Here is an 11,257-nt window from a genome sequence, read left to right as displayed (position 1 = left end):
GGCGCGATGTCGGCGAGGTTCTCGGCCATGGTCCTGCCCGTGACGGTCAGGCAGTCGCCGTGCATGAGGCCGGCGTCGAGCAGGGCCTTCATCACCATCGGGATGCCGCCGACCTTGTCGACGTCGTTCATGACGTACTTGCCGAACGGCTTGAGGTCGCCGATGTGCGGAACCCTGTCACCGATCCGGTTGAAGTCCTCGAGGGTCAAGTCGACCTCGGCCTCCCTGGCGATGGCGAGCAGGTGCAGGACGACGTTCGTCGAACCGCCGAAGGCCATCGCAACGGCGATGGCGTTCTCGAAGGCCTTTTTCGTCAGGATGTCACGTGCGGTGATTCCGAGGCGCAGCATGTTCACGACGGCCTCACCTGAGCGGTGAGCGAAGTAGTCACGGCGCCGGTCCGCCGAGGGCGGGGCGGCGGAGCCGGGCAGGCTCATGCCGAGTGCCTCGGCGACGGATGCCATCGTGTTGGCCGTGTACATGCCGCCACAGGCTCCCTCGCCCGGCGCGATGGCGCACTCGATGCGCTTGAGGTCTTCCTCGCTCATCGTGCCTGCCTTGCAGGCGCCGACGGCTTCGAACGAGTCGATGATCGTGACATCCTTCTCGGTGCCATCGCTGAGCTTGACCCAGCCTGGTGCGATCGAGCCGGCGTAGAGGAACACGCTTGCGAGGTCGAGCCGGGCGGCAGCCATGAGCATGCCAGGCAGCGACTTGTCGCAGCCGGCGAGGAGGACCGTGCCGTCCAGCCGTTCAGCCATGACGACGGTTTCGACGGAGTCGGCGATGACCTCACGGGAGACAAGCGAGAAATGCATGCCTTCGTGGCCCATCGAGATGCCATCGGAGACGGAGATCGTGCCGAACTGCAGCGGGTATCCACCGCCGGAGTGGACGCCTTCCTTCGCCCCCTGCGCGAGCCGGTCAAGTGACAGGTTGCACGGGGTGATTTCGTTCCAGCTCGACGCAATGCCGATTTGGGGCTTGTCCCAGTCCTCGTCGCCCATCCCGACAGCGCGGAGCATTCCCCGGGATGTGGTGGCTTCGATTCCGTCTGTGACTGCTCGGCTGCGAGGTTTCAGGTCGATCTCTGACATGGTTCGAGTCTAGAACCTCAAGCATGCCCCGGTTTTCATCGACCGGTCGCTGCGCGGAATCGAGCCAGGCGGTCAAGGACCTCGGCGACCTCCGCCGGGGAGCCGACCCGGAACGGCGCCATGGTCGGCCCCTCCCCGGTCTTCAACGCAAGGTCACCCGTGCCGAGCACCGCGAAGGCGTCCTCGTCGGTGACGTCGTCCCCGGCGTAGAGCACGGCTGTGGCGCCGGTGTAATCGCGCAGATGCACGATCGCGTCGCCCTTCGTCGCGTCGAGAACCGAGAATTCGAGAACGTCCTTGCCGTCGCGCACCGTGGCATCCGGGCACACATCAGCGACGATCCTCCGTGCTTCGTCCTCGGCGAGGAACGCGGCCTCCGGCTCGAGGCCGCGCGTGTGGACGGCGAACCCCGCCGGTTTGCGCTCGATGCGCGCGCCGGGGTGGGCGTCGGAGAACCCGAGGAATCCCGTGGTCAGGGCGCCCAGCCGATCGGCATCCTCAGCGTCGAGCGGAGGATGCGCGTCGACACCGTCGAAGCGGTACTCGGCGCCGTGCGAGCCGACGAGGAGCACACCAGCAGGTGCCTCTGACGCGAGCTGCAGGCTGTCGACCGCGCGCCCGGAGACGAACGCCACTGTCGTGTGCGACACCTCGAGCAACCGCTCGACGGCCAGACGGGCCTCCGGCAACGCGCGGGCGTCCTCCGGGCGATCGACGAACGGCGCGAGGGTGCCGTCGAAGTCCAACGCCACAAGGAGGTGGTCGCAAGTGGCGAGCTGTTCCAGCGCTGCGGTCAGCGCCGGGTCGACGGCGCTCATGTCCGGGAATCCGGGTGTTCGTGTGAGACCGGGTGTGAGGTGGTGGAGTGCGCAAGTTCGTCGAGGAACGCGCGTGACCACTTCACGACATCGTTCTCGAGCACCCGTTTGCGGAGGGCTCGCATGCGCCTGCGGCGTTCCGGCACGGGCATCTCGATCGCCTGCAGAATGGCGTCCTTCACCCCTTCGATGTCATGCGGGTTGATCAGGAGCGCCTGCCGAAGGTCATCGGATGCCCCGGCGAACTCACTGAGGATGAGGACACCACCGAGGTCGGTGCGGGTGGCGACGTACTCCTTGGCGACCAGGTTCATTCCGTCGCGGAGTGCGGTGACGAGCATGATGTCCGCTGCGAGGTAGAGGGCGACCATTTCGTCGCGCGGGTAACCCTGATGGAGGTAGTTGATGGCGGTGTGGCTGATCGAGCCGTAGTCACCGTTGATGCGGCCGACGGTCAGCTCGATCTCATCGCGGAGCTGCATGTAACTCGCCACGCGCTCACGGCTGGGGCTGGCCACCTGCACGAGGGTGACGTCGTCCACGTTGAGGCGGTGCTCGGAGAGCAGCTCACCGAACGCTTTGAGCCTGTGCCCGATCCCCTTCGTGTAGTCCAGCCGGTCGACGCCGAGCATGATCGTTTTCGGGTTGCCCAGTTCCTGCCGGATCTGCTTCGCCCTGGCCTGGACAGCGGGGTCCTTCGCCAGTTCGACGAAGCTCGTCGCGTCGATGGAAATCGGGAACGCGCGGGCAACCACCCGTCGCACGGGCGCACCGCGTACGTGCGACCGGTCGCCTGTGGTGGCGTCGGAGGAGTCGCCGACAGGCACCCAGACCCTGGAGCCCTTGGTTTCGTAGCCGAACAGCCTCCGGACGGCGCGCGCGAAGTTTCCGGCGTCCGCGACCCGCTGGAAGCCGATCACGTCGGCTCCGAGAAGTCCCGAGATGATCTGCTGACGCCACGGAAGCTGGGAGAAGATGCCGTATGCGGGGAACGGTATGTGGTTGAAGAACCCGATGGTGAGATCAGGACGAGCTTCGCGGAGCATGCCGGGAACGAGCTGCAGCTGGTAGTCGTGCACCCAGACCGTGGCGCCGGTCTCGGCGATTCGGGCGGTGGCATCGGCGAAGCGACGATTCACCTCGACGTAGGTCTCCCACCACTCCCGGTGGTAACTCGGCTGTGCGATGACGTCGTGGTACAGGGGCCACAGGGTGTCGTTCGAGAACCCCTCGTAGTAGTTCTCGATCTCTTCGGCGTTCAGCGCGATCGGCACCATGCGGATGCCTTCATGTTCGAACGGTGCGAGTTCGATGTCCGGCGCTCCGGGCCAGCCGACCCAGGCGCCGTCTGTCGACTTCATCAGCGGTTCAAGTGCTGCGACCAGCCCTCCAGGCGACATCCGCCATCCGACGCTGCCGTCGGGCTGGGTAACGCTGTCGACGGGAAGCCGGTTGGCCACCACGACGAAGTCGTACGTCTCGGCTGCGCTGGGTGTGGTCACGATGATTTCTGTCCCCTCGGCCATCGAACGGCCTTTGTCTTTCCACCGCTATCGGTGACCTCACAGGTTACCAGCCGCCGTTCTGACGCACCCTTCGCACACTTTCCTCTGGTAAGGCGACGGGTTGTTGCCCACGATCGAATGCCGCTAGCGTCGAAGGCCTTGGAGGTGCATCCGAAATGCGCAAATATGTCCTTAACTTCACCGTCATCAGCGCCTTCGCCGGTGCGTTCACGCTGATCAAAACCAGCAAGAACGCCCCGCGGGACTGGCGGCTCGCCCTGCTGTGGGTCGGATGGCTCGTCACCGTCGCCAACGCCTTCGCCGCCGTCTCGGAGCGAACCGACCAGAAAGAGGTCGAAGCGAAGGGCGGCAAGAGCAAGCTCAAGCGCAGGAAAGACGGAAAGATCTGATCCGCTCGCCGGCAGGACGCGACTGAAAGGGCCATCACCGGGCGTTTTCGCGCTGCTTCGGGCCGGATCCGGCGTGTCAGCACCCCCGTACTGGGCCTCCTCCCCCACACTGGAAAGATCACCACAGCCAGTAGCAGGGAGCACCGACAATGTTTGGTCGCCGTCGTCATCGCGCACCAGTAACCGTCGCCCTTCCGGCGCCGGTGCCTGCGCCCGGTATCCAGCTCTCGGAGGAGCAACTCTTCGAGAGGATACGAGCGCGCCTCGATCAGCACATGGGCGCAACCGGAGACTGGACTCTCGTTCGCCGAACCGGCGCGGACACCGACGCCTTCTTCCATGAGATGGCAGCTTTCTCCCTGGCGCGGGAGCTCACGACGACGATCGTCGGAGCCGAGACGACGGTTGCCGCAGATGCGTCTGCCACGCCTGCAGCCGAAGATGCACCGCCCGCGCACATCGTCCAGACGATCACCGTCACGACCGTCCCGTCCTCGCGGAAGGTCGGCGCGTCCGATGTCGACCCGGCGATCTTCGATGCAGCCGACGACGCGCCAGACGCCGCGCGGGACCTCGCAAAGGTCGAACACGTCATGTTCGAATTGAACACGGTCGCTGTGTGGGCTGATCCGCAACACCACGACCCGTCTCACGTGAACCCCGAAATGGTCACGCCGTCACTCTCACGCCCCAAGAAACGCTGGAACAGCACCCGCGTCTCCTGACCCGTCCGGTTGCAGATTCGGCAATCGGCTAGTCGGCGACGCCGATCGGGTTCCACCCTGCCGGGCCTGCGGAGCCTGCAGGATAGTCCTCGAGCGGAACATCCTGTGACCGCCAGGCTTCGAGGAATGGTTCGATGATTCTCCAACTCTGCTCCGCGGTGTCCCCGCGAACCGACAACGCCGGGTCATTGTCGAGGATGCCCTCGAGTACTTCCCCGTAAGCACCGAACTGACCGGGATCGAAGGTTGTGTGAAACGTCGTCCGTTCCAGTTCGTATGGATCCCCTGCGCCGTTGATGTTGATCGACAGCGACATCTCATCGGGGGCGAGGAACAATCGCAACACGGTCGGATCGGTTCTGCCGCTGAACCCGGCAGGCACACGGTTGGCAGGTTTGAAACGAACGACGATCTCTCGGCGCCGTTCCCCGAGGGCCTTGCCCGATCGCAGGGTGAACGGGACGCCTGACCAGCGCCAGGTGTCGACCTGCACCGTGATCTCGGCGAGCGTCTCGGTGTTCCGGGAGGGAACGACACCCTCCTCGTCGATGTACGACGGGTACTCCCGGTCGCCGACACGTCCCGCCGTGTAGCGGCCGCGCCGCCCGGCCGATGCGGCGTCGCCTGCCCATGGCCCGGTTGCGCGAAGCACGAGCCCCTTCGCGTCACGGAGGTCGGCCGCGTTCAGAGTCGACGGCGCCTCCATGGCGAAGAGCGCAAGCACCTGCAAGAGATGACTTTGGATCATGTCGACGAGAGCACCGGCCTTGTCGTAATAACCGGCTCTCTTCTCCAGTCCCAACTGCTCGTCGTAGACGATGTCGACGCGCTCGATATGCTCCGAACTCCAGAGCGGTTCGAAGATGCGGTTCGCGAAGCGCAGGCCGAGGAGGTTGAACACCGTCGACCGGCCCAGGAAGTGGTCGACGCGGTAGACCTGGTTCTCAGGCACGAGCCGGGCCAGCTGGCGGTTGAGCGCCGCTGCACTGTCGGAATCGGTGCCGAATGGCTTTTCGAGCGCCAGTACCGTTCCCTCGGGGAGGCTCACCTGCTCGAGCGCCTGGCAGGCCTTCACCGTGACGGCTGGCGGTAGTGCGAAATACAGGGCGGGCGTGCCGTCGGCCTCAGCGAGAAGCTTTTCGAGGGCTTGCCCGTCGGTGACGTCGACCTGCCGGAACACTGTGCTCCGCACGAGAGCGTCGACGGCGATCCCGGATGCCTCCACCGTTGCGAAGGAGGACGTCACGATGTCGCGCCAGACGGCATCCGTCAGATCATCGACACCGACGCCGATGAGCCGCACATTCCGATCCGGCTGGCTGGTGAGGAGCTGCCCGAGCGCCGGGAGCAGAAGTCTCGAGGACAGGTCTCCTCCCCCGCCGAGAAGGAACAAAGTCGTCGTTGGCCGCGTCATGTTCCGACCATACGCCAGCGGTGCGCTTTGCGCGCCGGGGACCTGGATCCGGGATGCGAGCAACGGAACCAGTTCAGGAGGGTGCTTCGGGCAGGCGGCCAGGAACCCGTCCACGTCGGCTCTGGTCGAGTGCGAACAGCCGACACCGCTCTGGCAGCTTGGGGATCAGCGGGTCGAACACGCCCGCTGACTCGCCACAGTCGCGGGCCGTTCGACGATGTGCCGTCCGAATCCAAGTGGTGCAACCAGGGCGAGAGCCCGGCTGTGGCTTCTAGCTGTCGCACGCGACGCCGTCCCCGTCGCGGTCGAGCCGTGTGCTGTACCCGGGCTGCCCTCGGTGGATCGGGGCCGCCCCGGCGACTCGAACGGCGGTGCAGTTCTCGTAATAGGTCTCCGGCGCCGGTGCAGGCTCCGGTGCCGGTGCAGGCTCGGGCGCGAATGGGGAGGTGAGCGCCGGCTCGTCAGGGCACGCGTGAAGAACGCGGGTCATCGCATCGTGCTCAGCCGGCGTGACCCAGAGCCCGTATGTCGCCTTCACCGAGATCTGCCTGGCCACGTATCCGCAGCGGAACGCCTTGTTGGAAGGCAGCCATGTGGCCGTGTCGCCGTCGCCCTTCTGGGCGTTCGAGCGACCGTCGACGGCCAGGAGGTTGATGGGGTCATTGGCGAGGGAGATCCGCTGCGCCTGGGTGAGCTGTTGGGCGCCTGTCTGCCAGGCGTTGGAGAGGGAAACCACGTGGTCGATCTGAACGAGAGCCGAGGTGTCCTGACCTCTCACGAACGCGATCGGCGAGGCGGTGAATGGCGAGAGGAGATTTCCGCTCACCACCCTGCAGTTCCCGGCTTTGGCGACGTCAGTCAAGTCTCTGGCGAGAATGTCGTTGCGGGTGTCACACCCGTTGCGGTCAGCATCCAACCACGCCGTTCCGAACATGCTGGTGCGCTCATATCCCGTCTTCGGAGCCTTGCCCTTCACGGCGATGGTTCCAAGAAGAGCGCGCGCCGTCGTGTCGGTGGTGCTGCTGACGACGACCGACACCGCTTCGGGCGGCGCAACCGTTGGCGACGGGTCCGCCGACGAGTTTGCGGAGGGATCAGGTGGGGGGCTCGAAGCAGCTGTCGGATTCGCGCTCGCGGTGGCGGCTGTTTGCTCAACGCCCGTCGGCTCGACGCGATCGGCCAGCCCAGCCGCAGTCCCGCCGATCAGCAGGAGGCACCCGACGATTCCACCGACGATCCAGGTTCTCAGGGTCGGTCTGGACGACCGGGACCTGGAGGCCGACCGGCCACGGGAGACAGTGGGGTCTTCGGATGGTCGCTGGATTTCGTCGGTCACATGGTCCCCCGGGTTTTTTGCACTCAGCGCGAATGCAGACGTGCTGATTCGAAGCTAACGCAGCGTTGAGCATGATCGCGTGTCCCCTGTCGGGGAGTCCCGGATCACTGCCCGCGAAGAACCGCAGCAGGAGTCCGGACCGCCGATCACTCCTCGTATGTCGAACCCCCTACGGCACACGACGCTCACCCGTGCGCGCTCGCCCTATCCGGGGCCGATCGCACGCTGGAAGAGTCGTCGGTCGCGTGGCGGAATCGATCGATGCTCATTCCCATCGACACGACATTGCCAGCTCACAGCACGCAGGCGCTTTCATGCGTCTAACAGCTCCGGCTTGATATACCCCGGGGGGTATCGTACGATGAGAGCTCAGATACCCCCTGGGGTATGCAAAATGATGGGAGAAATCAACCTTATGTGCCGAGCCGTAACCTGCAAGACCTGTGGAAAGACGACGTGGGCGGGCTGCGGCCAGCATGTTGACGATGTGATGCGCGGTGTACCGCGGGCCGACCGCTGCCAGGGCCATGACCGCGAGCCAAGCACGGGCGGGTTCTTCTCTCGCCTGTTCTCACGCTGACCAACCGCACTCCGGATAGGAACTGAATGAAAACCATCATCATCGGTGGCGTCGCTGGCGGAATGTCGGCGGCCACGCGGCTCCGTCGCCTCGATGAGGCGGCCGAGATCATCGTCTTCGAACGCGGTCCGTACGTTTCCTTCGCGAACTGTGGCCTGCCCTACTACGTCGGCGGGATCATCGAGGATCGAGACAGTCTCCTGCTCCAAACTCCCGATTCCCTTGCCGCACGCTTCCGACTCGATGTGCGTGTGAACCACGAGGTGGTCCGGATCGATCGCACGGCGAAGACCGTGCAGGTGACCAACGTCCTCGATGGCGCGACCGCCACCGAAAGCTACGACGTCCTGATCGTCGCCGCCGGGGCGACCACAGGGCCTGCGCTGCCTGGGCACGGCGTTCCGGTGCGCACCCTTCGCACGGTCGATGACGTCGACGCCATCTCCTCGGTGCTGGAAGGTCTCGGGACCGACGCCCGGGCCGTCGTCGTCGGCGCGGGATTCATCGGGCTTGAGGCCGTTGAGAACCTCGTCGCCCGTGGCGTGCAGGTCACCCTCGTGCAGCGCGGCCCGCGGCCCCTCTCTCCTCTCGACCCCGAGATGGCGAGTCCGGTTCTCGACATCCTTCTCGCTCATGGCGTCGATGTGCGCGTCAACAGCACAGTCACCGACGTTCGTGCAGGTCAGGTGCACCTCGACGACGGGTCCGTCATCGAGACCGACCTCATCATCGAAGCTCGAGGGGTTCGCCCAGATGCGCATCTCGCGCGCACCGCCGGCCTCGCCGTCGGAGAAACGGGCGGCATCGCCGTCGATGACTACCAGCGCACCAGTGATCCTTCGATCTATGCGGTCGGTGATGCTGTCGAGAAGACGGATGCCATCGACGCTGCTGCGACGCTCGTCACGATGGCGGGACTCGCCAACCGGCACGGGAGAACCGCCGCGGACGCCATCGCCGGGATCGCGGAACCGAGCGTTCCGGCGCTGGGAACCGCGATCGTCGGTCTCTTTGGGCTCACCATCGCCATGGTCGGCTGGAGCGAGACCCGTCTGGCCGCTTCCGGTCGTCCACACCGAGTGGTGCACACGCATCCGTCCTCTCACGCGGGCTACTACCCAGGAGCTGAGCAGATGTCGATGAAGCTGCTCATCGACTCGGCAACGGATGCCATCCTCGGCGCGCAGATCGTCGGTCGGGCGGGTGTGGACAAACGCATCGACGTCATTGCCACCGCTATGGCCGGAAACCTGACCGCTTCACAGCTGTCGCGACTCGAGCTGGCGTACGCCCCGCAGTACGGCTCAGCAAAGGATGCCGTCAACATGGCCGGCTACGTTGCCGACAACGTCGCAACTGGAACGACGCGGAGCATTCAGTGGCATGAGCTCGACAAGGCCATCGACGCTGGTGCCACTCTCGTCGACGTGCGCTCGGTCGATGAGTTCGCTCGCGGCACGATCCCCGGCGCGATCAACGTGCCCCTCGACGAAATCCGCGCCCGTTCCTCCGAACTGCCGCACACACCGCTGGTCGTTCACTGCCAGGTCGGGCAACGCGGTCACACCGCAGCGCGACTGCTCACCCAGCTGGGCCGCAACGTGCGTAACCTCGATGGTGGATACAGGACCTGGCTCGCCGGCACCTCTGCGACCGACAGAAACGCCCCCGTTCCCGTTGTCACCCACGCTTAAGGAGCACACATGCCGATACCAACCGAAGCCCCGATCGGACCTGCGGTGGACAGCCAGAAAAGAATCCTCAACCGCCTGCGTCGCGCGCAGGGCCAGCTCGCGTCGGTGATCACCGCCGTCGAATCGGGTGCCGAATGCCGCGACGTGGTCACCCAACTGGCCGCCGTGTCGAAAGCACTCGACCGCGCCGGCTTCACCATCGTCTCATCGGCAATGAAGGACTGCATCAGCTCCCCGGCGGACACGACCGACCAGCTCACCGTCGACGAGCTGGAGAAGCTCTTCCTTACCCTCGCTTGAGCGTTTGCTTGAAACCGAACGGAAGCTCTCTGAAAGGGGACCCTTAGTGGGACACTTAATCGAGCAGCGCCAGGTCATGCGAATTCGCCGCACGAGACAATAGCCAGTATGCAATTGCCTCAAACGGACCGCAGTCGCGACGATTACAACGCGGCCATCGATGATTCCGGTTGCGCGTTCCACGGCGGGATGGCAGAAGAAGAGCTCGCTGGCCCGGCCACGCTGCCCTTCGCGTCGATCGTCATGGGATGCAGGTCCACCCGTTGTGCACACGCGCGCATGTCGATTCGTGCAGTGAGCCAGCCCGTCTCGGTAACGTAGCCCCGTTCCGCGAGCCAGTAGCAAGCAGCGTTTCGCGCTGCTTCGTCGAGAGAAATGTCGTTCGAATACGCAACCGCGCTCGCTCGAAAGTCCCGGCAGATCTTCGGATCTGCCGGGACTTCGCGTACGTGCCATCCGACCGATAGACACGGAGCCTGTTCTAGAGCGCTCGCGCCGGCGTCGCCCCAATCAAGCCCGTCGCCTCAGCCAGTAGTTCCACGGAACGCACTTGCCCCGCCACGCCAGGACTTTGGTGTGCCACGATCAGTTCATCCGCACCGGAATGCGCTGTGAACGTCGTCAGGTAATCCACGACCGCGTCCGGCGTGCCGATTGCCGAGTACTTCATCATCTGGGCAATCTGCTGGCCTTCCGGGGAGGCAAGGATCAGATCCGCCTCGTCATCGGTGAACGTCCTGCCTCTGCCCAGCAGCAGGACCACCCGTGCGCGCAGGGCCGCGCGGAACATCTCCTGCGCCTCGCCGTCGGTATCGGCCGCCACGACATTGACCCCGACCATGACGTGCGGCTTCTCAAGCTGGGCGGACGGCTGGAACTCGCGTCGGTAGGTGGCTACCGCGTCGTGCAGCGCATTCGGCGCGAAGTGTGAAGCAAAGGCATAGGGTAGGCCTAGTGCGGCGGCGAGCTTGGCGCCGAACAGCGATGAACCCAGGATGTACAGCGGAACGTTGGTGCCCTGGCCCGGGATCGCCTCCACACCCGGAATCCGGGTGGGACCGGTTAGGTAGCCCTGCAGTTCCAACACGTCCTGAGGAAAACTGTCAGAAGACCTCGGGTCACGGCGCAGCGCCCGCATGGTGTTCTGGTCGCTTCCGGGCGCTCGCCCGAGGCCGAGATCGATCCTTCCAGGGTGCAGGGTCTCCAGGGTCCCGAACTGTTCGGCGATGGTCAGCGGCGAATGATTGGGAAGCATCACCCCGCCTGCGCCAAGCCGGATCGTCTCGGTATGAGCTGCGACATGCGCAATCAGCACGCTGGTGGCCGACGAGGCGATCGAGGACATGTTGTGGTGCTCGGCGTACCAAATCCGGTGGTA

At 65.1% G+C, this 11,257-nt stretch carries 9 protein-coding genes and 2 pseudogenes; 5 read left to right on the top strand and 6 right to left on the bottom strand.

Going from position 1 to position 11,257, the window contains the following annotated elements; genetic code table 11:
• Both JWP90_RS03550 and otsB read right to left on the bottom strand, forming a co-directional pair.
• Positions 1-1,097, bottom strand: a 1,097-nt coding sequence (locus JWP90_RS03550) for a dihydroxy-acid dehydratase (protein WP_297359718.1), incomplete at its 3' end; no start/stop codon positions are given.
• A 35-nt stretch (positions 1,098-1,132) separates the two neighbouring features.
• Positions 1,133-1,915, bottom strand: a complete 783-nt coding sequence (otsB, locus tag JWP90_RS03545) for a trehalose-phosphatase (RefSeq protein WP_297359715.1) — start codon at positions 1,913-1,915, stop codon at positions 1,133-1,135.
• On the opposite strand from otsB, the pseudogene JWP90_RS13150 reads away from it, so the two are divergent.
• A pseudogene (locus JWP90_RS13150) lies at positions 1,856-2,041 on the top strand (hypothetical protein); the annotation flags it as partial. The gene otsB and the pseudogene JWP90_RS13150 overlap by 60 nt on opposite strands.
• On the opposite strand, the pseudogene JWP90_RS03540 reads toward JWP90_RS13150, so the two are convergent.
• Positions 2,026-3,441: pseudogene (locus JWP90_RS03540) on the bottom strand (trehalose-6-phosphate synthase); the annotation flags it as partial. The pseudogenes JWP90_RS13150 and JWP90_RS03540 sit on opposite strands and share 16 nt — an antisense overlap.
• Positions 3,442-3,596: 155 nt before the next feature.
• Between JWP90_RS03540 and JWP90_RS03535 the strand changes: the two are divergent.
• Positions 3,597-3,830, top strand: coding sequence for a hypothetical protein (locus tag JWP90_RS03535; protein ID WP_297359709.1), 234 nt, complete (start codon positions 3,597-3,599; stop codon positions 3,828-3,830).
• 275 nt (positions 3,831-4,105) lie between these two features.
• Positions 4,106-4,555 carry a hypothetical protein gene (locus JWP90_RS03530; protein WP_297359706.1) on the top strand — a complete coding sequence of 150 codons (450 nt, stop codon included), beginning with the start codon at positions 4,106-4,108 and terminating at the stop codon, positions 4,553-4,555.
• 28 nt (positions 4,556-4,583) lie between these two features.
• On the opposite strand, the gene JWP90_RS03525 is transcribed toward JWP90_RS03530, so the two are convergent.
• Together JWP90_RS03525 and JWP90_RS03520 are read right to left on the bottom strand one after the other, a co-directional pair.
• Positions 4,584-5,969: a glucose-6-phosphate dehydrogenase gene (locus JWP90_RS03525; protein WP_297359703.1), complete on the bottom strand. Its 1,386-nt coding sequence runs from the start codon at positions 5,967-5,969 to the stop codon at positions 4,584-4,586.
• 271 nt (positions 5,970-6,240) lie between these two features.
• Positions 6,241-7,008 (bottom strand): excalibur calcium-binding domain-containing protein, encoded by a 768-nt coding sequence (locus JWP90_RS03520; RefSeq protein WP_367182660.1) that lies wholly within the window; start codon positions 7,006-7,008, stop codon positions 6,241-6,243.
• Positions 7,009-7,911: 903 nt separating this feature from the next.
• Between JWP90_RS03520 and JWP90_RS03515 the strand changes: the two genes are divergently transcribed.
• Complete coding sequence (locus JWP90_RS03515) at positions 7,912-9,579, top strand: FAD-dependent oxidoreductase (RefSeq protein ID WP_297359700.1); 1,668 nt, start codon at positions 7,912-7,914, stop codon at positions 9,577-9,579.
• Positions 9,580-9,588: 9 nt separating this feature from the next.
• Positions 9,589-9,879, top strand: coding sequence for a metal-sensitive transcriptional regulator (locus tag JWP90_RS03510; protein WP_297359696.1), 291 nt, complete (start codon positions 9,589-9,591; stop codon positions 9,877-9,879).
• A gap of 481 nt (positions 9,880-10,360) precedes the next feature.
• Here JWP90_RS03510 and JWP90_RS03505 read toward each other — a convergent pair.
• The coding region (locus JWP90_RS03505) for an LLM class flavin-dependent oxidoreductase (RefSeq protein WP_297359692.1) at positions 10,361-11,257 on the bottom strand (897 nt) is incomplete at its 5' end.

Origin of the sequence: Mycetocola sp. (assembly GCF_025464835.1) — a bacterium.
GTDB lineage: Bacteria > Actinomycetota > Actinomycetes > Actinomycetales > Microbacteriaceae > Mycetocola_A.
The sequence above is the reverse complement of the archived record's forward strand: the minus strand, read 5'-3'. Positions and strand labels throughout refer to the sequence as shown.